Source organism: Rufibacter sediminis, from assembly GCF_014269285.1.
GTDB lineage: Bacteria > Bacteroidota > Bacteroidia > Cytophagales > Hymenobacteraceae > Nibribacter > Nibribacter sediminis.
This window is the reverse complement of the sequence record NZ_JACOAF010000044.1, coordinates 418,929-443,669: the sequence shown is the minus strand read 5'-3', so window position 1 is coordinate 443,669 and position 24,741 is coordinate 418,929. Positions and strand designations below refer to the sequence as shown.

Sequence of the window (24,741 nt, the reverse complement as noted above, 5' to 3'; positions counted from 1 at the left end):
GTCCGTGATCTCATAACGACGCATAGGCTTTTTGATACTCTAACAACTGCCAGGAAAAATAATTCTACAATTGTCAACGCGCCCTAAGACCATCTGCCTGCGGGTTTTCCGTTCTGGCAAATTCTGCGTACACTTACTTTCCCATCCATTTTATGAACGAGAAGTAAATGCAGAATAACCGTTGGAGTTTAGAGGGCCGCCGGGCCTTGGTTACCGGAGGCACCAAAGGCATAGGAGCCGCCATTGCGGAAGAATTACTTTCCTTCGGCGCCGAAGTACTCATTGTGGCCCGCAAGGAACTGGAGGTAAACCAGGCCGTGACCGATTGGCGCGCCCGGGGCCTGAAAGCCTCTGGCATGGTAGCCGATGTAAGCCAGGCCGCCGATCGTCATAACCTGCTTCAACTGGTGGAGAACACCTGGGGCTCGCTGGACATCCTGGTGAACAACGTGGGCACCAACATCCGCAAGAAAATCGGCGAGTACACGCCCGAAGAATACAATTACCTGTTGCAGACCAACCTCACCTCAGCCTTTGAACTGTGTCGCCTGGCGCACCCGTTCCTAAAAGCCTCGCCGCAGGGAAGCGTGGTGAACGTTTCCTCCGTGGCCGGTTTGGGGCACGTACGGACCGGGGCCATTTACGGCATGACGAAGGCCGCGCTGGTGCAACTCTCCAAGAACCTGGCGGGCGAGTGGGCCCCGGATGGAATAAGGGTGAACTGCGTGGCGCCGTGGTACATCAGAACCCCGTTGGCGGAGCAGGTGCTGCAGAACCAGGAGTACCTGGAAAGTGTGTTGAGCCGCACACCCAGCCGCACCATCGGTAACCCCGAGGATGTGGCCTCGGCGGTGGCTTTTCTATGCATGCCCGCCGCCGCGTACATCACCGGACAGTGCATTGCCGTAGACGGTGGCATGAGCATCAACCTGTTCGGGTAAACTTACGTCTTTCCTATAAACAGCAACTCCTCCCTGATCAATGCGTCAGGGAGGAGTTTCTGGTTTAGGACTGTTTTCCGGAAACCAGTTAAGAAACGGAGGACGGAACTTCTTCCATCAACTGTACCAAAGCTTGGTAGTAATTCTCCAGCGCGTCTGGATGGGTGTGCAGGTACAGGAACGGCTCAATCAGCTCCAGTTCCATCAGTTGCAGTTCCTCTCCTACCACCACGCCGTCAACGCGGGCGTACAGGCAGCCCTCGGCGAACTGGTTTACCATAGTTTGCGCCTGGGCTAACAGATTGGCCGGAGCTTCCTGCGGATGAATGGTGCCGCCAAAGAAGTGCTGCACCCTGAAATCACCGTCCTTCGCGGACTTGAGCAGACAGTGGCTGTACTGACCGTTGAAGAACAGGAACGACCACTCGCCTTCGTCCTGGATCTGCGGCATGAACGGCTGCGCCAGGTAATCCTCGGCTCTGAGCAATTCCTCCAACTTGGGCTTTACTTCTTCCACTTCGCTCATAGACACAATGAACGTGTTCTTCGCGCCGCCACTTACGCAGGGCTTGATGATGAGTTTATCAGTTTGGAATTGGCTGAAGTAGGGCTCCAAAGCTACGGCGGTTCCCCTTTTGAGCAACGCGGTAGGCACAATGGGCAACCCGGCTTTCTCCACCTCCAGCAGGTAATGCTTGTCGGCGTTCCAGCGGATGGTAGAGATGGGGTTCAGGGTACGGATGCCCAGGGCTTCCATGCGGTCCAGCCACGCGCAGAACTCCGGAAATTTATCGAAGTAATCCCACGGCGATTTGAAAACCGCCAGATCATATTGCGCCCAGTTCACGGCCGGGTCATGCCAGTCTTCCAGGGTGATGTCAATGCCTTTGGAGGTGAGGTAATCCATCAGGACGCCGTCTTCACTGCCGCTCAATGCGCCATAGCTATGGATGGCCTCATAGGTCACTAATGCTAGTTTCAAGGTTGTTGCTTTGTATGGATAGTGATGTATAAAAATTCTCTGTGCTGCTGAAAAACCCACCCCTACCCCTCCAAGGAAGGGATTTTCTCTACTAATGTTAGAAAAGGATTTCCCTCTTGTAGTGGATATTCCCCTCCTCAGAGGGGCAGGGGTGGGTTATAACGCATTCCTGTTTTAAGGCTGTTTTTCCTAAAGTTGCTTCAAAACAACTTATTTCAGCGGATTGTTCAGGTAATCCACGGCCAGATTCGCTAACGCTCTTACACCTAGTTTCAAGCCGCTTTCCTCGATGTAAAAATCAGGGGTATGGTGCGAGGGGGCTTTGGCGGGGTCAGCGCCTTTGGGCATGCCGCCCAGGAAAAGGTACAAGCCCGGTACTTTCTGCTGGAAATAAGCGTAGTCCTCGGCAATGGTCACGGGCTTGGTGAGTTTCACCTGATGAGTACCGGCCACGCGCTGCAACGAAGGCAGCATATGGGCGGTGAGGGCCTCGTGGTTGTAGGTCACAGGCGTCATCTCCTGGATAGAAACCTCGGCCGTGGCCCCTGCGCCGGTGGCGATGCTAGTAGCGGTTTTCTTCAGGCGTTCATGGATTTGCTGCTGCATGGGCACGTCCAAGGCTCGGATGGTACCGATCATCTCCACCTGACTGGGCACGATGTTCGCGCGAACCCCGCCGTTGATGGCCCCCACGGTCAGAATAGCGGCGGCATTGGTCACGTCCAGTTGGCGGCTTACAATGGTTTGCAGGGCGGTCACAATGTAGGCCGAGGTCACCACCGGATCTACGCCCATCCAGGGAGTTCCGCCGTGCGACTGCTGGCCTTTCACGGTAATTTTGAAGTTATCGGAACTAGCCATCATGCCCTGCGGCCGATAGGTGATGGTGCCCACTTCCACGTCTGACCGGATGTGCAACCCGAAGATGGCGTCCACTTTAGGAGCATCCAGCACGCCTTCCTGCACCATCAGTTTTGCGCCGCCCACCTGTCCGGGAGCCGAGCCTTCCTCGGCGGGCTGGAAGATGAATTTCACGGTGCCTTTCAAATCTTTCTTCACGCCGCTCAGCACCTCGGCTACGCCCATGAGCATGGCCACGTGCGCATCATGGCCGCAGGCGTGCATCACGCCCACTTGCTGTCCTTCAAAGGTGGTTTTCACTTTAGACGCGAACGGCAGGTTATGCGTGTTGTTCTCCGTGACCGGCAGCGCATCCATATCGGCGCGCAGAGCTACCACGGGGCCGGGCTGTCCGCCTTTGAGAATGCCCACCACGCCGGTTCTGGCTACCCCGGTCTTCACTTCCAGCCCGAGGGCCTTCAAGTGCTTCGCGATCTTCTCAGCGGTCTTTACCTCAAAATTTCCCAGCTCGGGGTTCTGGTGCAACTCCCGCCGCCACTGAATGACTTTGGGTTCTATCTTCTCGGCGAGTTGGTCTATCTGGGTTTGTGTCCCGGTGCTTTGCGCACTGCCGATGAGCGACACACCCAGAAAAGAAGTGAGGAAGAATAAAAGCGATTTATGGGAAAGCATTAGGACTCTTTTGTTTAGCTGCCGATTCCTGAAAATCAGCCTGAAAACACAAAAGTACACCAGCCAATCGGGAAATGGAATTTTAGCTGCCGAGTTGGTCAACTGCCGTAAGCAAGTAAGTACAAATGTTTCGCTGGCGCGAGCCTCCGGCTCGTGTCCGGACGCATGGCAGATAATTAGCTTAACCCCGTTTTGTCATCCTGAAAGGACAACTATGGCGCGGAAGTTACTTCCGTGACTTGCATCAAAAGTCACGGAAGTAACTTCCGCGCCATAAACATCTAGCATTTTGCTTCATCTTCAACCAAACTCCCTTTCCCGTGTCATCTTGAAAAGATCTTGTGGGCAAACTAGAAAGGCGCTGAAGAAACGACTTTAGCGCTTGCTCACAAGATCCTTTCAGGATGACAAAAAAGGGATAAGGAATACGTCCGGACACGAGCCGGAGGCTCGCGCCAGCGATGAATACGTTTAGGGCCTGTTTTCTTAAAACAAGCCTTAAACTAACCCGCTACTCTTCTTTCTCCTTCGCTTCGTCCACGGCTGCTTTCAGCGGTTCCTCCAGGCGTTGCTCGGCGGCGGTGTCTCCTTTTTCGATGGCTTCCGCGATGTTCTCCGCGAAATTGGCGGCTACCTGCGGGGTGATGGGCATGATCTCAGGATCAGTGAGCGCGTCTATGACCACGGGGCGGTCTGCTTTCAGGGCGGCTTCCCAGGCGGCGTCAATCTGGTCCGGGGTTTCTATCCGGATGCCAATCAAACCGATGCTTTCGGCGTAGGCGGCGTAGTTGAACTCGGGGAGCACCTGTGAGGCATCGAATTTTGGATTGCCCTCGTTCATGCGCTGCTCCCAGGTCACGAAGTTGAGGTCGCGGTTGTTGAGCACCAGCACAATCAGGCGCGGATCGGCCCATTGGCGGTAGTATTTCTGGATGGTCAACAGCTCCTCGGTGCTGCCCATCTGCATGGCGCCATCGCCAGCAAAGGCGAACGCCGGACGGTCTGGGAAGGCGAATTTGGCGGCTAGCGCGTACGGCAAGGCACAGCCCATGGTCGCCAGCGTGCCGGAAACGGAGAACTTCATGCCCTCGCGTATTTTGATGTACTGCGCCATCCAACTGGAAGAAGAGCCCGAATCGGCGGCCAAAATACAGTTACCGGGCAAACGCGGCGACAGCTTCTCAAACACCAAGCGCGGGTTCACGGGTTTGGCCGGATGGCTGGCAAACTCGGCTAGCTGTTTCTCCCAGTTCTGGATGTTCTGTTCAATAGTTTCGCGCCAGGTGCGGTCTTCTTTTCGTTGCAGCAGCGGCAGCAGCGCGCGGATGGTTTCGGCACTGTCGCCTACAAGCGGCACTTCCATGGGGTAGCGGATGCTGAGCATGCGGCCGTCCAGGTCTATCTGCACGCCGCGCGCCTGGCCTTCTTTGGGCAGGAACTCGGCGTACGGGAAGCTGGACCCGATCATGAGCAGGGTGTCGCAATGGGCCATCATCTGGTGGCTGGCCTCGGTCCCGAAGAACCCGATGGCGCCGGTCACAAACGGCAAGTCATCGGGCAGCGCCGCTTTCCCCAGATACGCTTTGGCCACCCCGGCTCCTAACACTTCGGCCAGCTGGGTAACTTCCTCGGCGGCATCTTTGGCCCCGGCCCCAATCAGAATCGCTACTTTTTGACCGGCATTCAGCACCTCGGCGGCTTTGCGCAGATCTTCGTCGCGGGGCAGCACGCGCGGCGGCAAGTACCCGATGCCCGAGTGCACCGTGCCATGCTTGTGCTCCGGTTCCTGGTACTCCAGTTCCTGGACATCGCTGGGGATAATGACACAGGTGACGGTGCGCTGGTCTTTGGCGATCCGGAAGGCGCGGTCAATGAGGTGACGTACCTGGCTAGGCTCCATGGCTACCTGCACGAACTCGCTGGCCACGTCTTTGAACAGGGACAAAAGGTCCACCTCCTGCTGGCTATGCCCGCCCAAGGCCGTGCGGGCCTTCTGCCCCACCAGCGCCACCACCGGCTGATGGTCCAGTTTGGCATCGTACAAGCCGTTGAGTAAATGAATCGCGCCCGGTCCCGAGGTGGCCAGACAAACGCCTACCTCGCCGGTGAACTTGGCGTGCGCGCAGGCCATGAGCGAAGCCACTTCCTCGTGCCGCACCTGGATGAACTTGACCTTGTCGTCGGCCCGGTCCAGGGCTCCCATGACGCCGTTAATACCATCGCCGGGATACCCGAAGATGCGGTTTGTGCCCCATTGATGGAGGCGCTCTACTATGAAATCACTGACCTGCTGTGGCATACGCTTCTGTTTTAAGGCTCCTTTTGACAAAAAAGGCTCTAAACAGGTACGACCTTAGGGACAGATGGTTCAGTTGGAAAAGGAATGGATTGATTTTGAAACGACATTCTATGTAGGGGCAACCCTTGTGGTTGCCCTTGGCGGTATGGAACGCTTTTTCGTTGAATCAGTGAATGATGCGGTAGCATGCGAACGGACAACCACCTAGGAATTGCCCCATTCATAAATCGTGAGTCATGGAAGTAAATCCGAGATCATAGGAGGCAAGAAAGGAAAGCTGTAAATTCAGGCGAAATTCCACGTCTATGATGCGTCTTCGGCTTCTACTCCCGGTATTGCTTTTGTCCCCATTTGTCACTTTTGCCCAGAAAACGTACTGGCAGCAGGAGGTGAACTACACCATTGACGTGAAGCTGGATGATGAGCGCCACACCCTGAAGGCCACGGAGCAAGTCGAGTACGTGAACCACTCGCCGGAGACGTTGACGTTTCTGTACTTCCACCTGTGGCCCAACGCCTACCAAGACCGCAGCACGGCCTTCGCGAAGCAGCAACTCTTGAACGGGGAGGATGAATTCCACTTCGCCCCCCAAGAAGCGCGCGGTTCTATTTCGGGCCTGGATTTTAAAATAGACGGCCAAAACGTAACGTGGGAACTGGATGCGCAGCACCCGGACATCGCTAAGCTCACTTTGAACCAACCGTTGTACCCGGGCGGTCGCATCATTATCAGTACGCCGTTTCAGGTGAAGTTGCCGGATTCCTTCTCGCGGCTGGGGCACGTGGGGCAATCGTACCAGATCTCGCAGTGGTACCCTAAACCGGCGGTCTTCGACCACGAAGGCTGGCACCCGATGCCGTACCTGGACCAGGGCGAGTTCTACTCGGAGTTCGGGTCGTTTGACGTGCGCATCACGCTGCCGGCCAACTATACCGTAGGCGCTACCGGCGAGTTGCAGAACGCCGCAGAACGCGCGCATGGACAGCCTGGCACAGGTGACCGCCGGCAAAAAGGAGTTCCGGGCCGATGATCTGGATTTTCCGCCCTCGGCGCAAGCCACTAAAACTCTGCACTACAAACAAGACCGCATCCATGACTTCGCGTGGTTCGCTGATAAGCGCTTCAACGTCCTGAAAAGCCAGGTGACGCTGCCGTACTCCAAACGCGAGGTGACCACGTGGCTCCTGTTCACCAACCGCGAAGCAAAGCAATGGCTGAAAAGGGCGCACGAAATAGACGATGCCGTGTACGCCTATTCTCTCTGGTTAGGCGATTACCCGTACAGCCAGGCCACCGCGGTAGATGCCGCCTTGAGCGCCGGCGCGGGCATGGAGTACCCCATGGTGACGGTCACGGAGCCCGAGGCCATCATCCATGAGGTGGGCCACAACTGGTTTTACGGCATTTTGGCCAGCAACGAGCGCGAGCACCCCTGGCTGGACGAAGGCATCAACTCGTATTATGAATTCAGGACCAAGGCGCTGCGCAACAAATATGCGGGCATGGTGTCCAGCGAAGTGAATAATAACGCCTTCGGGAAGTTTTTCGGGGTGGATGATCTGCCACCGGCGGCCATTGACAACCCGGCTTATCTGTCGGCGGCGAGCCGAGGGTTGGACCAGCCGGTCACCGCGCCAGCGGAGCAGTTCAGAACCCTCAACTACGGCACCGGCGTGTACCTGAAAACGGCCCAGCTGTTCCAGTATCTGGAGAAGTACCTGGGCACTGCCCGCTTTGACAGCGCCATGCACACGTACTATCGGCAGTGGCAGTTCCGGCACCCGGCACCGCAGGATTTACAGGCCGTTTTAGAGAAATCCACCGGAGAGCCTTTGGGTTGGTTTTTCCAGGAACTGCTGCCTTCCACCACCATCCCAGATGCGCATTTACAAACCGTGACCTCCTCCGGCGGCACTACGCAGGCGGTGGTGCGGCAAACCGGAAAACTGGCCTTGCCCGTACAAGTTGCCGCTTTGGATGCCGCCGGAAAAGTGCTGGAAACGCACTGGACCAAACCCGGCGAGCGCGATCAGACCGTGGTGTTTCAGGCCGATGGAATTGACCGCGTGGTGCTGGACCCGGAGTACCTGTTCCCCGAGCTGGACCGCCGCGACAACCAGTACCGTTTGGGACGTCTTTTCCCGAAAACAGAGCCAATCCGGTTGCAGCCGCTGCTGGGCGTGGACCGCATAGACCAGAAACAGCTCTTCGTGGCGCCTTCGCTGGGGTACAACACCTATGACGGTTTCCAGCTGGGTGCGGCGTTCTACAACTCGTTCCTCACGGAAAAGAAACTGAATTATGTGGTCATGCCCATGTACGGTTTCAAGAGCAGCCGCCTCACCGGCCTCGCCGATGTGAAGTTCAAGCTTCCGGCCCAAGGCTTTTTGCGTAAGGTGGAGTTGGGCGTACAAGGCCAGCGGTTCGCCAATTTCCATACCGTCACGCCTAGCCTTACTTTCCAAAACCGGCTCAAAAACCCGAATACGTTTCGGCAGCAATTGATCTTGGCCTGGCATTTTGTGCAGGATGATTTCCTTCCGGATTTTCAGGCACCCCGGCTGGCGTATCAGCTCACCACTAAAAACGCGGTGAGCGGAACGCAGTTTACCGTAGAAGTAACCCAGTTCCGTTACAATACTTCGGTGCCCATCTGGGTTGCTACCCCAAATACCATTTACCTGGATTCCAAGGAGGTGAAATTCTCCCCAACCCAGTTTAGGATACATCTGGAAAACTGGCACAAGTACCGCCCGGAGAAAGAAATCAGGCTGCGCGGATTTGGTGGCTTTATGGCAGACAACTATTCGCGCAGCCCTTTCGTGCTGGGCTTGGCGGGTAGCCCCGATTACCTGAAGCAAACGCCCTTCTTCAACCGCAACGAGATGTACGCTTCGGCCGAAGGCCTGACTTCCATCCGGCAGACGGACCGGCAGGATGGCGGCTTCCGGAATCCGGTGCCGATGGTGAGCCGGGAGTGGATGGCCGCCCTCAACCTCACCGTCGATTTACCCGTGACACCCTTCGCCGTGTACCTTGATCTGGGCCGCGTGCAGGAACTGGACAAAGTGTTTTACGGCACCGGCCTGCAATGGAGCTTCTTCCGGGACGCGGTGCAGATTTACTTCCCGGTGGGCGGAGACAACTATGCGGCTGATTTTCCTAAAAGCTTCAAAGATTTCAGGAACAGCATCCGGTACTCGCTGAATCTGCAAAAGCTGAACCCGTTCCGGCTACTGGAGGAGCTGCAATAGAAGAGTTGATGGCGAGTTAACGAGCTGACAAGAAAGCGGCGAAAAAAGGAGGGTACCCCCGCGATAGTTCTTCTGGAAAGTATCCCGTTTTTCGCTTATCTTACAGAAAACAGGCTGAAAACGCTTCTACCCTCTTCCACCACCATGGGCATCTATCAAAAGTATTGGCAGTTCCCGCTGCTTCTCCTGGCTATTCTCTGCAGCAGTTGTCAAAAAGACTACCGTGCTTTACCGGCCGTCACCGAAACCAAGCACTGGCAGGCGGTGGTGGAAACCGCCTCCGGCTCCACCATGCCGCAGGTCTATGACGCGCAGGAGAAAAAGTTTGTACCGCAATTGGAAGCCGGCCAGCCGCGCAAGCTGGAGTTTCTGCCGTACCCCGGCAACGAAGGCTTCATCCCTTCCACGCTGGTAGACTCCGTGCAGGGCCGTCCGGCGGCACCGCTGCCCGTGGTGATTTTGTGCGGCCAGAAAGAACCCGGCACCGTGCTGGAGATTTTGCCCATCGGGGTGATGATTCTGGAGAGCGAGGGAGAACTGCGGCATTTGATTGTAGCCGTGCCGGCCCGTCCCACGGAGCAAACCATCTCGCCAAACTCGTTCAGTGATTTTTCGGCCCGCTACCCGGCCGTGAAAAGTATTCTGGAACAGTGGTACCTGAATGTAAACCCGCGGCAACCCACCCGCTTGTCGGCCTGGAAAAATGAGGCCTTCGCCGATAAGCTCATCCAGCAGTGGGTGCAGTAAAGGTTTGTACCCTTTCTGTTTTAGACCTCCTTTTGGGAAAGCAGCCCTAAAACGGCCTGCCACGCTTTCTATTTCAACCCTCTGAGTTACGCGCGTAGAAACTCTTTTTCCTAAAGTCGGCACAATTCCTAACTTCGCTCTTTGCTACAAGAACTGAACTAAAAACGACGCATGTTTCCATCCATAAACCCTACTTCTACCCAAGCCTGGGAGAAATTGACGCAGCATTACGCGCAAATCAAAGACAGCCACCTGAAAGACGCCTTTGCGCAGGACCCGCAGCGCTTTGAGAAATTCAGCGTCACGTTTGAGAACATCCTGCTGGATTACTCCAAAAACAGAATCACGGAAGAAACGCAGGCCTTGCTAGTTTCGCTGGCGCAGGAATGCGGCTTACCTGATGCCATTGAGGCGATGTTCAGCGGCGAGAAAATCAACTTCACCGAGAACCGCGCGGTACTGCACGTGGCGTTGCGCAACCAGTCCAACACGCCCATTCTGGAAGACGGTCAGGACCTGATGCCCGAGGTGAACCGGGTACTGGCGCAGGTGGAGAAGTTCTCCAACGAAGTCATCAGCGGCGCCTGGAAAGGCTACACCGGTAAAGCCATTGACACCATCGTGAACATTGGCATTGGCGGGTCTGACTTAGGCCCCGTGATGGTGACCGAAGCCCTGAAAGCGTACCAGAAACCCAACATCACCACCTATTTTGTTTCTAACGTGGACGGCACGCACATTGCCGAGACGCTGAAGAAGATCAACCCGGAGACCACGCTCTTCATGATTGCGTCTAAGACGTTCACCACCCAGGAAACCATGACGAATGCGCACACCGCGCGCAGCTGGTTCCTGGAGCACGCCCAGGACGAGGAGCACATCAAGAAGCATTTCGTGGCGCTGTCCACTAATGCCAAAGCTGTTTCTGAGTTCGGGATTGACACGCAGAACATGTTCGCGTTCTGGGACTGGGTGGGTGGCCGTTACTCGCTGTGGTCGGCGATTGGTTTGTCCATTGCCTGCACCGTGGGCTACGAGAACTTCAAGGAATTGCTGGCTGGGGCGCACGCCATGGACAACCACTTCCGGAAAGCGCCGCTGGAGCAGAACCTACCGGTGATCCTGGCCTTGCTGGGCATCTGGTACAACAACTTCTTTGACGCGCAATCGCACGCGCTGCTGCCGTATGACCAGTACATGCACCGTTTCGCGGCGTATTTCCAGCAGGGCGACATGGAGAGCAACGGCAAGTACGTAGACCGCAACGGCGAACCTGTGAACTACCAAACCGGTCCTATCATCTGGGGCGAGCCGGGCACCAACGGCCAGCACGCCTTCTACCAGCTCATCCACCAGGGCACCAAGTTAATCCCCTGCGATTTCCTGGCCCCGGCCATCAGCCACAACCCACTAGGCGACCATCACCCGAAACTCATGGCCAACTTCTTCGCGCAGACCGAGGCTTTGATGAACGGCAAAACCGAGAAAGAGGTAGTAGACGAGATGCAGTCTTCTGGTTCTTCTGAGGAGGAAATCAACAGCCTGAAAGCGTTCAAGGTCTTTGAAGGAAACCGCCCTACCAATTCCATCCTGTTCAAGCAACTGGACCCTAGAACGCTGGGCAGCCTCATCGCCATGTACGAGCACAAAATCTTCGTGCAAGGCGTGATCTGGAACGTCTACAGCTTCGACCAGTGGGGCGTAGAACTAGGCAAGCAACTGGCTAAAAAGATTCTGCCGGAATTAACTTCAGCCGAGGAAGTCACCTCCCACGACTCCTCTACCAACGGCCTGATTAAGCAGTTTAAGGCGTTTAGGAAATAGGCTTAAAAAGCTGTATATTTTATACTAGGTTCATCCCGTTAATCTATTCCTATGAACGGATTAACGGGATGAATTTTTGTTATCCTCTAGTTAGGCACAAATTAAAACTATGAAGTATATTCAATTAGTCTTACTCATTGCCTTGATAGTCTCTTGCTCCGAGAAGGAAGCAAAGCAGTCACAAAAAGAGGATTCAAAAATTCAAGCTGATCCAATAGATAAGTCAACTTTAGAATCAGACACAATAAAACAGAACAATCACCAACCAAAAGATTCCATTCCTGAATTTGCGGCAAGTACAATCAAATCAATTTCAAAAGAATTCTCGGTTGATTCAACTGAATTCATTGAAGGGGACTTTAATGCAGATAATAAGGAGGACTTTTCAGCTAGAGTAACTAACCTGAAAAATGGGAAGAGAGGAGTAATAATCATTCATAACTCAGCTACAAATGATTACCAAGTTTTTGGTGCAGGCAAAGAAGTCAACGGAATGGACGACCTGGACTGGATTGATATATTTGAAAGTATACCAAAAGGAGAAACTGTTGCATCAACTTTAGTAGATGAAAAATCGGGCGACATAATAGGCCCAGATACTAAAAATGCAGTTCAACTGAAAGGGAATGGGGTTTATATGCACGTTGACGAATCAGAAGGAGGCGGCATAATTTATTGGAATGGTCAAAAGTACGTTTGGCTACATATAGAGTAAAGAAAACCAGTGCCTAACAAGGTTCATAAGCCATGCTTCGGCCGACGGCCATGCACGCCTCATCCACGAGACCGTTAGGCTACTTTATTAAGAATCAACAACCCTTTCTTCTAAATAATAAACTCTACGTCAATCCCTCCAGCAGAAGAGCTTTACAATGAATGCGCTATTCAATTGCATATCACAATACCATCCAATTTCATTAAGTGCGTGGGAGGCTCTTTCCAAAGCATTGACGCAGGTGAGCATTCCGAGGAACTCGTTTTTAGTACAAGAAGGGATGGTGTGCAATCATTTATACTTCCTGGAACAAGGTTGTCTGCGTGGGTACTATAACCTGGACGGAAAGGAAATTACCTATTGGTTTGGCTTTGAAAACCATTTCATCACTTCCTTCTATAGCTTCATCTCCCGCAAGCCGGGTATAGAAAACATACAAACTTTAGAAGACTCCACCTTGTGGGGTATTAGTTATGAAGCTTTGAACCAGTTGTTTGATTTGCATAAAGACCTGGAGCGCGTTGTAAGGATTATCAATGAGCAATACTACATTAGGCTGGAAGAGCGCTTAATGGCCATGCAGTTCAAAACGGCCCGGGAGCGGTACGAACAACTACTTGAGTCTTCCCCACATATTCTCCGGAGAATCTCTCTCGGCCAGATTGCGTCCTACCTGGGTATTAGTCAGGAAACGCTGAGCAGAATCCGGAGTCACGTTTGATACTTTTGCTTTTTGACAATTGTCAAAGGAAAGGATTTGGGACTGGTATACTTTTGATTCATCATTTAACCAAAGACAAAAATGAATCAGAAACCATCAAATGCGTTTGTAGCGGCCTCTTGGGCTACTTTGCTTACTGGGATGACAGCTTACATAATCGGGCTGTGGAATGCTCAAATGTTGCTGAATGAAAAGGGCTACTATTTTACTATATTAATGTATGGTTTATTCTCGGCTATCTCTCTCCAGAAAAGTGTGCGCGACCAATTAGACGGTATTCCGGTTACCACTATTTATTATGGACTCAGTTGGTTTTCTACCATTCTAGCCGTGGTGTTGCTAACAGTGGGACTTTGGAACGCAGATTTGCTCCTTAGTGAAAAAGGGTTTTATGCCATGTCATTTTTGCTGAGCCTTTTTGCTGCTATTGCGGTCCAGAAAAACACCAGAGACAGTCTAGGAAAAGAAGTGACTGCTAAGAATAATATGGAGGTGAATTAACGGGGCATGATTTTATATTAGCGTGTGAAATAACGTTACTACTAGATTTTATGCCTCCCCTTCACTTCACCACCCACATCGGTAAATTAGAGTACCTCATGGGCACGCATTACCTAGAGATTCCGGCGGAGGTGGTGCAGCAGTTGGGTGGCAAGTTCAACGTGCGGCTGCTGGTAACCGTGAACAAAAAGCTCACCTACCAGGGCGGTATTGTGGCGCTAGGCCAGGGCCGCGGGTACATCACGCTCTCCAAACAACGCCTGAAGCAGCTGGGGCTGAAAGGAGGAAGCGCCGTCTCGGTTTCGCTGGAGAAAGACGACAGCCAATACGGCACGCCCGTGCCCGAGGAACTCACCGAGCTGCTCCGTCAAGACGATGCCGGCAAAGCCCGCTTTGACCAACTCAAACCCGGCATGCAGCGCTACATCATCCAGCACGTGGGAGCCGTCAAAAGCTCCCAACTCCGCATTGACCGTTCCATCAACCTTATTGAAAACCTGAAGCGGTTAAAGCCTGGCCAGGAAACCTTTCGCGAAATTCTGGGTATGGAGAAGCGGAAAGCATAATGGTAAGTTCTGAGTCTTGAGTCCTGAGTGGATGATAAAAGGACGCAGTTGTTTAGGGCACATTTTCTGGAAAACGGCGTTAAAACGCTCTGTACCCACCCCTACCCCTCCGAGGAGGGGATTTTCTGCCCATCCTCTGCCCACCTTTTAATTCATTGCCCATTGTTGGATGATGCATGTAGAGACAAGGCATGCCTTGTCTCCCTCACGTATTGCCTTCTCCAACCGGAAACAGCTTAAGCAATTTCCGTTTTGGCATCATTTTTCAGAAAGGAGGCCAAAACGTTTTTGCAACTTCTTTCCTCCCAATTTCCCATCTGCCCGTACCTTTACCGGACTAAATCTGATTTCTAACCTACCCATGACCATTCGCGCCATTTGCACCGATATTGACGGAACGCTGCTCAACAAAGACCGCGAGCTTTCCCAGAGAACCATTGATACGATCCAACGCCTGGACAAAAACCTGCCGTTCATCATGGCCTCGGCCCGGCAACCCAGCGCCGTGCGCCATTTGCAGGAACAACTGGGCATTCTGCACCACCCCATGATCTGCTTCAACGGCGGCTACGTGCTGCTCTACGATGACTCCCGCCAGGAGCCGCAGGTGCTGGACACCGTGCAGATTCCGGCCTCGGTGTGTCTGGAGATCGCTGAGCTGGCCCAGGGCACCAGCATCAACGTGAGTCTGTACCAAGATGATAACTGGCATGCGCCGCAGGACGATGAGTGGACCCAGCGGGAAATCCGCCATACCAAGGTGACGCCCATCCTCTCCTCCACCCAGGAAGTCTTACAAGCTTGGCAGGCTGCATCTACGGGCGCGCACAAAGTCATGTGCATGGGCCCCGCCGAAGAAATCCAGACGTTGTGGGAAGCTTTGCACCCCAGGTTCGGAGGTCAGCTGCACATCTACCGGTCCAACGACCGTTACCTGGAAATCGCCCCGAAGACCATTTCCAAGGCCTCTGCTTTGAAGCTGCTTTTGGAAAAACACTATGATTTCGGGATGGAGTCCGTGATGGCCTTCGGCGACAATTACAACGATGTGGAGATGCTGGGCTCGGTGGGTCTGGGCATTGCCGTAGGAAACGCCCGCGACGAAGCCAAAGCCGCCGCCAAGGAAGTCACCGCGCCCAGCATTGAAGACGGCGTGGCCATCGCCATTGAAAAACATTTATTGCAGGCGTAGGTTACTTTCCTGCCGGATAGCGCGTTCGGTTACTTTCTGGCGGCCGTTCGCGTATACAGCAGCATATTCAATGTACCCACATGAGAAGCATCAAGAAAATTCATAAAGCTGAGTACTCGCCCATCGCTGATCTGGTGACGTATTCGCCGCTACCTTCCAGAAGCCTTCAGCAGGTAGACCCGTTCCTGTTTCTGAACCACCACGGCCACCAGGTCTACAAACCCAATAACCGGGGCTTGCCGTTCGGGCCGCACCCGCACCGCGGCATGGAAACCGTGACCTTCATTCTGGAGGGCGACATCATGCACAAAGACTCCGGCGGGCACGAGAGCGTGATCACCGGCGGCGGCGTGCAGTGGATGACCGCAGGCCGGGGCCTGATTCACGCCGAGGTTTCTTCCTCAGAATTCAAGCGCACGGGCGGACCGCTGGAGATTCTGCAGCTGTGGGTGAACCTGCCCGCCAAACACAAAATGACCGAGCCGCGCTACGAGGGTCTGCAGAAAGAAAGCATCCCCACGTTCACGCTGGACGAAGGGAAAGTAACCGTGAACCTGGTTTCCGGCACCTGGGACGGCCACCAAGGCGCATTTGACACCTTGTCTGACATCATGCTGAGTACCGTGTATTTTCAGCCGGGCGGGAAACTGGAGGTGCAGGTGCCCGCTGAGCGGAACATCTTCTTCTACATCATCAAAGGCACCTTAACGGTAAACGGACAGCCAGTGCCGTTCCGGAATCTGGTGGAGTTCAACAATGACGCGCCGGGACTGAGCATTGAGGCTTCTGAGGACAGCATTCTGCTCTTCGGGCACGCGGTGCCGTTCAATGAGCCCGTGGTGGCGCAAGGTCCGTTCGTGATGAACACCCAAGCCGAGATACACCAAGCCTACGCCGATTACCAGCAAGGCAAATTCGGTTCCTGGAACCACTAATCTGACGTTTTTTCCAAACCGCTTCGGGCCTGTTTTTCAGAAAACGGCCCCAAAGCGGGATTTCCCTTTCCGGTGCTTTTCACGGCAGAAACTCAATCCAGGATAAACTTCTTCTTAGGCTTCAGGGCTTTGGGCACTTCCTGACCGGCCATCTCCAGCAGCGACGCTTCAATGGTCTGGCTGATGGCGTTCAGGGCCAGATCGTTGGGCTCGGTGCCGAAGGGTTCCTCAATCTCGGTCACGATGGATTCCAGCGCCATGAAGGTGTAGCCCACAAACACCACCATGAGCGGCGTCATCCAGCCGATGCTGTCTACCAGGCCAAACGGCAGCAGGAAACAGTAGAGGTACACGGTGCGGTGCAGCAACACGTTGTACGTGTACGGAATGGGCGTGCTGGCAATGCGCTCGCAGCCGCCTACAATGTTGGAGAGCTGGTTCAGGTTGTGGTCAATGGCGGCTTGCGTGATGGAGTCAATGCGGCCCGCTTCTTTTCCGGTTTGCACCCACGTTCCCATTTCTCTCAGCAGCAGGATCGGTTTAAAGCGGGCTTTTGCGAGTTGGTGTACTAGTTCTGGGGACAGCAGGCGCTGGAAATCTTCGGAGGGATCGGTTCTGCGGAGTTGGTGTTTCAGGGCGTAGGTGAAGGCGATGAGCAGGCGCACAAAGGAAAGCACCTCGGGAGAATCGGCCGGAAGTCCGGTCATGGTCAGGGCTTGGCGGGTGAGCGAGCGGGTGTCAATCAGGAGGGCACCCCAGAGTTTGCGGCCTTCCCAGAAACGCTCGTAGCTGGCGTTGTTCCGGAAACCCAGAAAAATGGCCAAGGCCACGCCCAGCAAAGTGAACGCCGCCGGGTTCAGGGGGATTTTGTACTCAAACAGACGGCCCTGCACAAACACCACGCCCACCGAGATCAGCAGCAACAGCCCGAGGCGGGGCAGAATGGCGGGCAACACCGAGCCCTTCCACACGAAGAGCATCTTAAACCAATTTTCTCTTTGTCTTATAATCATACGTTCCCCTGTACCGGCTTTGCGCCCGCGTGGTTGGTTCTGCGCCCGTAAAGGTACAGTTCCAGACCACAACTTGCACTCCGTGGCTTTTCAATGCGCGCGCCACGTGCTCCACTGTTTTGAGGCAGTTTCGGCTAAAACAGCTTTAAAACACCGTCCTCCGGAATACGAGAGAAATGGTTAGGAGAACCTGAGAGAATGGCCTGCTTCACCTACCAGAGGCAAGTAGCGGAGAATTGATTTATACCTGATGCCTGTACGCTGATTTACGCCTGGTTTCTATAAAACACCGCTAAAACCGCGCGGGCAGATTGGAAAAGGCTGAGCCGTTTTGGACGTCTTTTCAGAAAATCGGCCTGAAACAGCGGGACCCGATGTCATCATAATCAGCCCTTCAGGATGAACCTGACGAGCCTTAACCTTGAAAGAGAGTTACGCCTACTACTTTGAAGCAGGCTCATCATCGCTTGAATTAGTTCAACTAAGCATCAGAAAGGAGTACGGCAAATGTCTGGCTGCTCGGCGCATGGAAGATGAGGAATATGAGCGCGATGCGCTTTTATAGGGCAAATCTACCACTTATCCAGGCTACCACTCTGCCCTTGCCTGTCTGGAGAGGCGGTAGCAATTCAACTAGTCCTTGAGCACCACCCGCACCTACCAATCGCTGCTGGTGCGCTTCCTGAACGCGCACCAAAATCCGGCCTGGAGGCCACGAACACACAGGAGCGCAATAGACTGGATACTAATCGAGTATAGCTACCATCAAAGGCCAAAAGCGCCCGCTTGACAATCTGTATGTAATGGTTACATTAGCAGAAAAATATAATATAAATGGAGCTAGAACAGGTTTGTGGCAATTGCAAAAGCAGCCTGAACTACTCCAACTAAAGAGCCAATAACCGAAGGTGTTCCGTTTATCCAATAGTAGTGCGTAATATGAAAAGGATAATTCTACCTTTAGTTTTTGGGTTGCTTTCTTTTAGTTGCAATAATAGCGTAACTAAAAATAAGCACGATTACGCTATTATTGAAAGAAAGAACATCGGAATCATGGACACATTAACCGTAAACGTGTATGGCAAAGTGTTCGACCCAAAAACTAAATGGAATTTACCACAAGCAGATGTAAGATTATCCAATCACCAAAAGTCGTATTCAGCATATTGCGACAAAAATGGAGAATTTAAATTCAATCACATTCCTTCTGGAAAGTATCAGATAAGGGCTTCCTTTATTGGATATACTGGCTTAACCGACTCTGTAGAATTTAAAACAGGTGAAATAGTTGAGCTTAAAATCAAAATGTGGGCTTATTACTAAAAAAGAAGAAATACTCCGCACAACAACAGCTAAACGTCATCTCCAGCCGACGGCTGTCGCCGTCGTTTAGCCTAACCGTTAGCTACTATCTTAAAAATGAAAAATGCTGAAATGGCTCTTCGGTAAAAAGCCCAGAAAGCTTACAAAATTCGAGTATTATGAAAAGTGGGACTTTTACGGACTACTTGACGACCTTCATGTAGCCGAAAAAATGCTTAAGAATAAAATTGGCGGACATTCGGGCGACTTTGACTCAGTTGAGCAATTCAGGGAAGCGTTAGAAGATGAAATAGACTGGATTGAATACAACAATAAAACCGACTTGACACAAATCCACCAATGGTTTTTACCGACAGGAGTTTGGGATGATTTTGCTGGCCCAGAAGGATTGAAACTTGGCAACCGAATTTCTGAAAGAACCTCAAAATGGAAAAAAGGAACAGCAGAAGAAAGAAAAAGGCAGTAGCTAACAAGGCATAAACATCAGCCTTCGGCCGACGGCCTCGCCCGTTGTTTATACTAGACGTTAGCGGTAATTGATAAAATGAAGTCATACCAAGTAAAATATATCCTTCCAAATAAAGCATTGTTGCTTTCATTTGGCTGCCTACTCCCATTTGCAGCCTTCGGGATTTACTTGGAATTAGAAATGCAGACTGGTAAAACTATTGCTTCTATTCCTTTCCTTATAGGTACTGGACTAGCTTTCTATTTCATAATGTTCTACGTTGACGGAGAAAAGCTTATTAAGATCTCTGATGATTTAATAATAGCGGATGGGACGACTATTAAAATAAAAAGTATTAGCAGCATCAAATTGAAGGATGACAGTCCAGAGTTCATCTATTTGAAAGTATTCACCAATAGTGGACAAAACCTTTCTATAGGAACAAGGACAAGCGATAAAGGAGAACTCCTAAAACTTTACGAAGAACTAAAGAAAGCCATACAAAAGCATGATAAAGAAAGCCACCAACAAATCATGGAGAATAAGTTAATTTACGATACCCCTTGGGGTAAACTCATTGGAGTTGCAGCCATAACCTTGATGGTATTTATCTTGCACAATCAGTTCTTCACCAACAATCCTGCTAAAAGCCTTGGTGGCTTCTTTACTGCTCTTAACTGCGGTACATTCCTGTTATATAGAATATTTAGAAAAAATAACAATCGCTAACATTGCTAAACATTATGCGTCGGCCGACGGCCTAGCATAATGTTTACACAAGACCGTTGGGCATAATTGAAAAACAATGTGGTTCAATAAGAAAATTAAACCAGAAGAAATCAAATTAAAGAACACTAAGCTCCTTCGTTCAAATGGAATTGACGTGATTGAACATCTTCCTTATCTGGATCATCCAGACTTTAGAGACGCTGAACAAATAGCTAAGAGAAAGATGGTTCAATTAGCTATTTTCCAACTTCATCTTGGAGCTCCAAACCACATAATCAACAAATTGATTGAAGCCAATAAACTCTCAGACAATCTGACAAGTGACGAGTTGAGGTACTTGCAATCGGAGTATCAGGATTTACCAGAGCAGGACCAAATAGATATTTACTGGTATGTAGAAGCTATTTGGACATTTGCTTGGATAGGTGGACTCCATAATCAATTATCCCTCAATACAGGGGTTGAAGATTCTCTTGCATCAATGACACCTGATATTGAGAAAAACGAATCAGCAGAACCATATATCAAAAAATTCAGACTAAGGAGCCGCTTAGAGATTTTTGAAATGCTGGATAAGTTTTACCGCGCTCATTGGTTTGCAAGAAACAATCATTTAACAGGCAAAGAATCTGACAAAGTTGATTTGGATATAATAATGGAAAGAAGAAAGGCCCTTGAATATACTTGCTATCGTGCGTATGAATGGGACAGCATTTCTTTAGACACTTAATGAACAACTTGCGCAACCACGTGTAAACGGCTGCTTCAGGCAATGGCCTCGCCCGTCGTTCAGCCTTCCCGTTAGCAACACGCTTACACAAAGAAAAAAAGCGAATAACACCATGATACAAATTGAGTTTGCGGACCGAGCCAGGAAAATCCTTGAAACTGATAAAGATGTTATCGGCTTAGCGGTGGGCGGTTCTTGGCTGACCAATGAGATGGATGAGTTTTCTGACCTTGACCTCATTCTTGTCACCAGAGAGAAAATTTCAGAGCGTAAAGGAGCAATGCTGGACTATGCAAAGAAATTAGGCACGCTTTTGTCTGGGTTTACAGGAGAACACGTGGGTGAGCCCAGGGTTTTAATCTGCCTTTATGATAATCCCTTACTTCATGTGGACATTAAATTTCTAACAATCGCTGAATTCCATTCACGGGTTGAAACACCTATTCTATTATTGGACACAGACGGTCAACTTCAAGATGCATTAAATAACTCCACTGCCAAGTATCCCTACCCAGATTATCAATGGATAGAAGACCGTTTCTGGATTTGGGTTCATTACGCATTAGTAAAAATTGGTCGGGGTGAATATCTGGAAGCGTTTGATTTCTTAGGGTTCCTGAGAATGGTTGTATTCGGTCCTTTACTGCATATCAAAAACGGAAATCTGCCCCGAGGGGTGAGAAAAGTAGAACGCGAACTCAATCCAGAAGACCTGGCCCAACTTAAACAAACCATCCCGGTATATGAGCGGCAAGCGTTACTGGATAGCTTACAACATGCCGTTGCCCTTTATCGGACGTTAAGAACGTCTCTTTTTGAAGGTATCAACCTCCAAAAAGAGACAGAAAGAAGGGTGATGGAATATTTTGAAGCAATTGAGTCTCGGGGAAAATAAAGGCATGTGCTAGCAAGGCATAGACAAAACCCTTGCTTGGCCACGAACTTTTCAGAGGTAGACCATGGGTGCCTCACTGGTAACCCAAGAGTTGGCAACGGTAGCATCCTTTGATATTAACATCTAAAGACACTTTGTATAATTAAAAGGGCCCGATGTGATAATCACATCGGGCCCTGCTGTTTTGGTGGAGGAAAGGTGCTTAGTCTATCTTGTCCATTTTCGCTTTCACCAGCTCCACGGCACGGCGCATGTTCACCAACTCGGCCTTGTTGGCCTCCTGCTGTTTCTGGTTGGCTTGCACTTCTTTGTTCAGCTGCTCCAGTTCTTTGGCATTGGCGGCCAGGGCGGCTTCCAGTTCCAGTTTCTTCAGCTGGTTTTTGGTGATTCTGCTCTGGATCTCGTTGGCTTCGCGCACCACTAAATCGGCTTTCACCTGGGTGTTGACTACCACCATCTCGGCATCGTTGATCTGTTGCTGAATGTCTTGCTTGTAAAGATTGCGGGCAAACTGCTGCAGCAATGACACGCCGCTGGCCCACTCTTTGGGCGTGTCTTTTTTGCTCAGGTAAGCATTGCCAAAGTCCAGCGACCACCACAACTGGGTGCCTTGCTCCGTGGCTTCCACTTTGGAGACAATGCGCATGGGGTTAGCGCTGATGGTGTCTATCTGGCCTTTCTCCACGGTGTAGATGCCTTTGCCGGCCTGGGCCTTGAGCGAGGGCAGAAGGGAAGGCCCTTTCACCGCCCCACCAGATTTCTCTTTCAGGTAACTGGCCCACGCTTTTTCCACCGTTTTGCTGTCCAGCTGGATGATGATGCGCTGGCCTTTGCGGCTGATGCCGTTTACCTCTACCTCGGTTTCCTCTACCGCTGAGCGTTGCGCCCAGGCCGAAGTCGCCATTCCCCAAACCAGCAGCAGCAGTGCCACTGCCGCTACCCGCGTACGTGTGCTTTCCATGTCTAGAACTTTCAGATTGTAAGCCCCAAAATTAACGCTTTTACCCGCAGCGGCTCACCTCTTGCGGCAAATTTATCCGGAGACCGTATAGTAGTAATACCCCAAATGAAAACTAAATTGCCCCTACTCCTGTTTTCTGCCTTATGAATGTGACCGTCTGCCGAAAAGAAAATTTCAACGCCGCCCACCGGCTCCACAACCCTAACTGGTCTGAGGAGCAGAACCAAAACGTGTTCGGGCTGTGCAACAACCCCAATTTCCACGGCCACAACTACACGCTCATTGTGAAGCTGACCGGGCCCGTGGACCAGGACACCGGCTATGTCTATGACATGAAAAAGCTGAGTCTTCTGATAAAAGCAGAAATTTTAAATAAATTTGACCACAAAAACCTGAATTTGGACACCCAGGAGTTTCAGCACCTAAACCCCACCGCCGAGAATATCGCCGTAGTGATCTGGCAGCGCTTACGCCCCCACCTCCCAGAGAACCTTGCGTTGTCCCTCACTTTATTTGAAACCGAAAGAAACTTTGTTGAATACCATGGATAGAAGGGATTGGAACGAGGAAGATCCCGCAGAAGAGCACGTGGCCGGTTCATTAGACACGCCCCTGCGCGCAGACGCGTTTGACCTCACAGATGAGCAGAAAATTGACGGCATTGCCCACCACTTCCGGGAGATCATGCAGCTGCTGGGCCTGGACCTGGAAGACGACAGCCTCAAGGGCACGCCGCGCCGGGTAGCCAAGATGTACGTGAAAGAGATCTTTGACGGCCTCAACCCCGAGAACCGCCCGGTGGCCCGCCTGTTCGAAAACAAATACGGTTACCGCCAGATGCTGGTAGAGCGGGACATCACCCTTTACTCCAGCTGCGAACACCATTTTGTACCCATCATCGGCAAGGCCCACGTGGCCTACATCCCAGAAGGGCACGTGATTGGCCTGTCTAAGCTGAACCGCATTGTGCAGTACTTCGGCCGCCGCCCGCAGGTGCAGGAGCGCCTTACCCGCCAGATTGCCCAGGAACTGCGTGACGTCCTCAAATCTGACAACGTGGCCGTGCTCATTGAAGCCGATCACCTGTGCGTGATGAGCCGCGGCGTGAACGATGTGAGCAGCAGCACCATCACTTCTGAGTACTCTGGTTTGTTTGAGCAGGACGCTTATAGAATGGAGTTTTTACAGGCCATCCGGCGCAATGGGTAACCTGCTAACTTCTAACCCGAAAGATGAATTTTTCAGGCTCACACGGTGTTTCCACCTCACTACTTTGCCAATAAGTAGCGGCCTTACCTAATTTTATGCATCGTCGTATAAGCAGGTCTGGCCTAGACTGTAGAGAACGCAACATGTCAGAGAAGATATTGATTGCCGGGGGCACCGGTTTACTGGGAACACGCCTGTCAGAGATGTTGATTGACAGTGGCTATGAAGTAGCCCACCTCAGCCGCACCCCGGACAAATACGCCCGTTACAAAACCTTTAAGTGGGATGTGCAGAAAGGCTACATTGATGAGAACGCCATCCGCTACGCCGACTACATCATCAACCTGGCCGGCACCAGCGTTTCCGGGGAGAAATGGACGGCAGCCCGTAAAAAGGAGATCCTGAACAGCCGCATTCTTTCCACCAACCTGCTCTGCCATTATCTGGAGAAATCAACCCACCACGTGAAAGGCTTTCTGGCCTCCTCGGCGGTAGGCATCTACGGCAACTCCGGTGACCGGCTTATGATGGAGGAAAGCACCTACGGCTCAGATTTCCTGGCCGAGGTCTGCAAACATTGGGAAGACGCCTCTTGGCAAGTGCATCACCTGGGCATCAGAACCGTTATTTTCAGGATTGGCATTGTGCTGAGTAACAAAGGCGGAGCCCTGCCGCAGATAGCCAAGCCCATTAAAATGATGGCCGGCTCGCCGCTGGGTTCTGGCAAGCAGTACATGTCCTGGATTCACATTGATGATTTGTGCCGCCTGTGCATCAAAGCCATTGAAGACCGCCAGATGCAAGGGGTGTACAATGCCGTGGCGCCCAACCCAGCCACCAACGAGCAACTCACGCGCAACCTGGCCAAGGTGATGCAACGCCCCATGGTGTTCCCCAACGTCCCCGCCTTCGGGCTGAAGCTCATGTTAGGCGAGATGAGCGAGATTGTCTTGAACAGTTCCCGCGTGAGCGCCACCAAAGTGCTGCAGACCGGCTTCACCTTTGAGTACAATGAACTGCAGGAGGCCCTGGAGTCTTTGTATGACAAGAACAGCTAATCAGGCTTTCACCTAAAAAGAAATCCCTCACTGGACGTTTCCAGTGAGGGATTTCTTTTTTAAGCCGATTTTGCGAAAACGGCCCTAAAACAGCAGTTGTCTCGCTCTTCAATTTTGTTGGGTAGGGCGGCCGGACTTCTGACCGAATAAAAGCGCTGTGTCCA

Annotated in this window: 24 protein-coding genes; 19 read left to right on the top strand and 5 right to left on the bottom strand. The window is 52.0% G+C overall.

What is annotated here, in order from left to right:
• Positions 1 to 167 precede the first annotated feature (167 nt).
• Positions 168 to 941 (top strand): SDR family oxidoreductase, encoded by a 774-nt coding sequence (locus tag H7U12_RS20420; protein WP_186641581.1) that lies wholly within the window; start codon positions 168 to 170, stop codon positions 939 to 941.
• Positions 942 to 1,029: 88 nt separating this feature from the next.
• Here H7U12_RS20420 and H7U12_RS20415 read toward each other — a convergent pair whose 3' ends face one another.
• The 3 genes from H7U12_RS20415 to H7U12_RS20405 all read right to left on the bottom strand — a co-directional run bounded on the left by H7U12_RS20415 (position 1,030) and on the right by H7U12_RS20405 (position 5,755).
• Entirely contained in the window at positions 1,030 to 1,923 is an 894-nt protein-coding gene (locus H7U12_RS20415) for an ATP-grasp domain-containing protein (protein ID WP_241749571.1), read from the bottom strand.
• A 210-nt stretch (positions 1,924 to 2,133) separates the two neighbouring features.
• Complete coding sequence (locus H7U12_RS20410) at positions 2,134 to 3,456, bottom strand: amidohydrolase (protein WP_186641579.1); 1,323 nt, start codon at positions 3,454 to 3,456, stop codon at positions 2,134 to 2,136.
• Positions 3,457 to 3,967: 511 nt separating this feature from the next.
• The gene (locus H7U12_RS20405; protein WP_186641577.1) at positions 3,968 to 5,755 is read right to left on the bottom strand and encodes a thiamine pyrophosphate-requiring protein; all 1,788 of its coding nucleotides are present in this window, start codon (positions 5,753 to 5,755) and stop codon (positions 3,968 to 3,970) included.
• 341 nt (positions 5,756 to 6,096) lie between these two features.
• Between H7U12_RS20405 and H7U12_RS20400 the strand changes: the two genes are divergently transcribed.
• The 10 genes from H7U12_RS20400 to H7U12_RS20355 all read left to right on the top strand — a co-directional run bounded on the left by H7U12_RS20400 (position 6,097) and on the right by H7U12_RS20355 (position 16,211).
• Entirely contained in the window at positions 6,097 to 6,786 is a 690-nt protein-coding gene (locus tag H7U12_RS20400; RefSeq protein WP_186641575.1) for a gluzincin family metallopeptidase, read from the top strand.
• Positions 6,734 to 9,010: a M1 family aminopeptidase gene (locus H7U12_RS20395; RefSeq protein WP_186641573.1), complete on the top strand. Its 2,277-nt coding sequence runs from the start codon at positions 6,734 to 6,736 to the stop codon at positions 9,008 to 9,010. The genes H7U12_RS20400 and H7U12_RS20395 overlap by 53 nt, the downstream gene beginning before the upstream one ends.
• A 144-nt stretch (positions 9,011 to 9,154) precedes the next feature.
• Positions 9,155 to 9,757 (top strand): inorganic diphosphatase, encoded by a 603-nt coding sequence (locus H7U12_RS20390; RefSeq protein ID WP_186641571.1) that lies wholly within the window; start codon positions 9,155 to 9,157, stop codon positions 9,755 to 9,757.
• A 171-nt stretch (positions 9,758 to 9,928) separates the two neighbouring features.
• Positions 9,929 to 11,581 carry a glucose-6-phosphate isomerase gene (gene pgi, locus H7U12_RS20385; protein ID WP_186641569.1) on the top strand — a complete coding sequence of 551 codons (1,653 nt, stop codon included), beginning with the start codon at positions 9,929 to 9,931 and terminating at the stop codon, positions 11,579 to 11,581.
• 109 nt (positions 11,582 to 11,690) lie between these two features.
• Positions 11,691 to 12,296, top strand: a complete 606-nt coding sequence (locus H7U12_RS20380; RefSeq protein ID WP_186641566.1) for a hypothetical protein — start codon at positions 11,691 to 11,693, stop codon at positions 12,294 to 12,296.
• Positions 12,297 to 12,453: 157 nt separating this feature from the next.
• Positions 12,454 to 13,017 (top strand): Crp/Fnr family transcriptional regulator, encoded by a 564-nt coding sequence (locus H7U12_RS20375; RefSeq protein WP_241749569.1) that lies wholly within the window; start codon positions 12,454 to 12,456, stop codon positions 13,015 to 13,017.
• An 81-nt stretch (positions 13,018 to 13,098) separates the two neighbouring features.
• Positions 13,099 to 13,518 (top strand): inner membrane protein YiaA, encoded by a 420-nt coding sequence (yiaA, locus tag H7U12_RS20370; RefSeq protein WP_186641565.1) that lies wholly within the window; start codon positions 13,099 to 13,101, stop codon positions 13,516 to 13,518.
• 50 nt (positions 13,519 to 13,568) lie between these two features.
• Positions 13,569 to 14,084 (top strand): YdeI/OmpD-associated family protein, encoded by a 516-nt coding sequence (locus H7U12_RS20365; RefSeq protein WP_186641563.1) that lies wholly within the window; start codon positions 13,569 to 13,571, stop codon positions 14,082 to 14,084.
• A gap of 361 nt (positions 14,085 to 14,445) precedes the next feature.
• Complete coding sequence (locus tag H7U12_RS20360; protein ID WP_186641561.1) at positions 14,446 to 15,276, top strand: Cof-type HAD-IIB family hydrolase; 831 nt, start codon at positions 14,446 to 14,448, stop codon at positions 15,274 to 15,276.
• An 80-nt stretch (positions 15,277 to 15,356) separates the two neighbouring features.
• Entirely contained in the window at positions 15,357 to 16,211 is an 855-nt protein-coding gene (locus H7U12_RS20355; protein ID WP_186641559.1) for a pirin family protein, read from the top strand.
• A 92-nt stretch (positions 16,212 to 16,303) separates the two neighbouring features.
• On the opposite strand, the gene H7U12_RS20350 is transcribed toward H7U12_RS20355, so the two are convergent.
• Positions 16,304 to 17,224 carry a bestrophin family protein gene (locus tag H7U12_RS20350; RefSeq protein WP_186641557.1) on the bottom strand — a complete coding sequence of 307 codons (921 nt, stop codon included), beginning with the start codon at positions 17,222 to 17,224 and terminating at the stop codon, positions 16,304 to 16,306.
• A 1,053-nt stretch (positions 17,225 to 18,277) separates the two neighbouring features.
• On the opposite strand from H7U12_RS20350, the gene H7U12_RS20345 reads away from it, so the two are divergent.
• The 5 genes from H7U12_RS20345 to H7U12_RS20325 all read left to right on the top strand — a co-directional run bounded on the left by H7U12_RS20345 (position 18,278) and on the right by H7U12_RS20325 (position 21,349).
• Entirely contained in the window at positions 18,278 to 18,547 is a 270-nt protein-coding gene (locus tag H7U12_RS20345) for a beta-sandwich domain-containing protein (RefSeq protein WP_186641555.1), read from the top strand.
• Between the two features lie 103 nt (positions 18,548 to 18,650).
• Positions 18,651 to 19,013 (top strand): hypothetical protein, encoded by a 363-nt coding sequence (locus tag H7U12_RS20340; protein ID WP_186641553.1) that lies wholly within the window; start codon positions 18,651 to 18,653, stop codon positions 19,011 to 19,013.
• 78 nt (positions 19,014 to 19,091) lie between these two features.
• Positions 19,092 to 19,724, top strand: a complete 633-nt coding sequence (locus tag H7U12_RS20335; RefSeq protein ID WP_186641551.1) for a hypothetical protein — start codon at positions 19,092 to 19,094, stop codon at positions 19,722 to 19,724.
• 76 nt (positions 19,725 to 19,800) lie between these two features.
• Entirely contained in the window at positions 19,801 to 20,454 is a 654-nt protein-coding gene (locus tag H7U12_RS20330; RefSeq protein WP_186641549.1) for a DUF4272 domain-containing protein, read from the top strand.
• A 112-nt stretch (positions 20,455 to 20,566) separates the two neighbouring features.
• Positions 20,567 to 21,349 (top strand): nucleotidyltransferase domain-containing protein, encoded by a 783-nt coding sequence (locus H7U12_RS20325; RefSeq protein WP_186641547.1) that lies wholly within the window; start codon positions 20,567 to 20,569, stop codon positions 21,347 to 21,349.
• 202 nt (positions 21,350 to 21,551) lie between these two features.
• Here H7U12_RS20325 and H7U12_RS20320 read toward each other — a convergent pair whose 3' ends face one another.
• Complete coding sequence (locus H7U12_RS20320; protein WP_186641545.1) at positions 21,552 to 22,310, bottom strand: DNA repair ATPase; 759 nt, start codon at positions 22,308 to 22,310, stop codon at positions 21,552 to 21,554.
• Positions 22,311 to 22,453: 143 nt separating this feature from the next.
• Here H7U12_RS20320 and H7U12_RS20315 point away from each other — a divergent pair, with 143 nt between their 5' ends.
• From H7U12_RS20315 to H7U12_RS20305, 3 genes are all read left to right on the top strand, one after another.
• Positions 22,454 to 22,861, top strand: coding sequence for a 6-pyruvoyl trahydropterin synthase family protein (locus tag H7U12_RS20315; RefSeq protein WP_186641543.1), 408 nt, complete (start codon positions 22,454 to 22,456; stop codon positions 22,859 to 22,861).
• On the top strand, positions 22,854 to 23,519 hold the full coding sequence (folE, locus tag H7U12_RS20310; RefSeq protein ID WP_186641541.1) for a GTP cyclohydrolase I FolE: 666 nt from the start codon (positions 22,854 to 22,856) through the stop codon (positions 23,517 to 23,519). Before H7U12_RS20315 ends, folE begins: the two co-directional genes overlap by 8 nt.
• Positions 23,520 to 23,662: 143 nt before the next feature.
• Positions 23,663 to 24,577, top strand: coding sequence for a TIGR01777 family oxidoreductase (locus H7U12_RS20305; RefSeq protein ID WP_186641539.1), 915 nt, complete (start codon positions 23,663 to 23,665; stop codon positions 24,575 to 24,577).
• Positions 24,578 to 24,741 lie beyond the last annotated feature (164 nt).

Bases quoted from the DNA above. Each gene is read 5' to 3' on its own strand.
- H7U12_RS20420 (WP_186641581.1), top strand. From the start codon at position 168: ATGCAGAATAACCGTTGGAGTTTAGAGGGCCGCCGGGCCTTGGTTACC.
- H7U12_RS20410 (WP_186641579.1), bottom strand. From the start codon at position 3,456: ATGCTTTCCCATAAATCGCTTTTATTCTTCCTCACTTCTTTTCTGGGT.
- H7U12_RS20405 (WP_186641577.1), bottom strand. From the start codon at position 5,755: ATGCCACAGCAGGTCAGTGATTTCATAGTAGAGCGCCTCCATCAATGG.
- H7U12_RS20395 (WP_186641573.1), top strand. From the start codon at position 6,734: ATGGACAGCCTGGCACAGGTGACCGCCGGCAAAAAGGAGTTCCGGGCC.
- H7U12_RS20390 (WP_186641571.1), top strand. From the start codon at position 9,155: ATGGGCATCTATCAAAAGTATTGGCAGTTCCCGCTGCTTCTCCTGGCT.
- pgi (WP_186641569.1), top strand. From the start codon at position 9,929: ATGTTTCCATCCATAAACCCTACTTCTACCCAAGCCTGGGAGAAATTG.
- H7U12_RS20380 (WP_186641566.1), top strand. From the start codon at position 11,691: ATGAAGTATATTCAATTAGTCTTACTCATTGCCTTGATAGTCTCTTGC.
- H7U12_RS20375 (WP_241749569.1), top strand. From the start codon at position 12,454: ATGAATGCGCTATTCAATTGCATATCACAATACCATCCAATTTCATTA.
- yiaA (WP_186641565.1), top strand. From the start codon at position 13,099: ATGAATCAGAAACCATCAAATGCGTTTGTAGCGGCCTCTTGGGCTACT.
- H7U12_RS20365 (WP_186641563.1), top strand. From the start codon at position 13,569: ATGCCTCCCCTTCACTTCACCACCCACATCGGTAAATTAGAGTACCTC.
- H7U12_RS20360 (WP_186641561.1), top strand. From the start codon at position 14,446: ATGACCATTCGCGCCATTTGCACCGATATTGACGGAACGCTGCTCAAC.
- H7U12_RS20355 (WP_186641559.1), top strand. From the start codon at position 15,357: ATGAGAAGCATCAAGAAAATTCATAAAGCTGAGTACTCGCCCATCGCT.
- H7U12_RS20350 (WP_186641557.1), bottom strand. From the start codon at position 17,224: ATGATTATAAGACAAAGAGAAAATTGGTTTAAGATGCTCTTCGTGTGG.
- H7U12_RS20345 (WP_186641555.1), top strand. From the start codon at position 18,278: ATGGACACATTAACCGTAAACGTGTATGGCAAAGTGTTCGACCCAAAA.
- H7U12_RS20340 (WP_186641553.1), top strand. From the start codon at position 18,651: ATGCTGAAATGGCTCTTCGGTAAAAAGCCCAGAAAGCTTACAAAATTC.
- H7U12_RS20335 (WP_186641551.1), top strand. From the start codon at position 19,092: ATGAAGTCATACCAAGTAAAATATATCCTTCCAAATAAAGCATTGTTG.
- H7U12_RS20330 (WP_186641549.1), top strand. From the start codon at position 19,801: ATGTGGTTCAATAAGAAAATTAAACCAGAAGAAATCAAATTAAAGAAC.
- H7U12_RS20325 (WP_186641547.1), top strand. From the start codon at position 20,567: ATGATACAAATTGAGTTTGCGGACCGAGCCAGGAAAATCCTTGAAACT.
- H7U12_RS20320 (WP_186641545.1), bottom strand. From the start codon at position 22,310: ATGGAAAGCACACGTACGCGGGTAGCGGCAGTGGCACTGCTGCTGCTG.
- H7U12_RS20315 (WP_186641543.1), top strand. From the start codon at position 22,454: ATGAATGTGACCGTCTGCCGAAAAGAAAATTTCAACGCCGCCCACCGG.
- folE (WP_186641541.1), top strand. From the start codon at position 22,854: ATGGATAGAAGGGATTGGAACGAGGAAGATCCCGCAGAAGAGCACGTG.
- H7U12_RS20305 (WP_186641539.1), top strand. From the start codon at position 23,663: ATGTCAGAGAAGATATTGATTGCCGGGGGCACCGGTTTACTGGGAACA.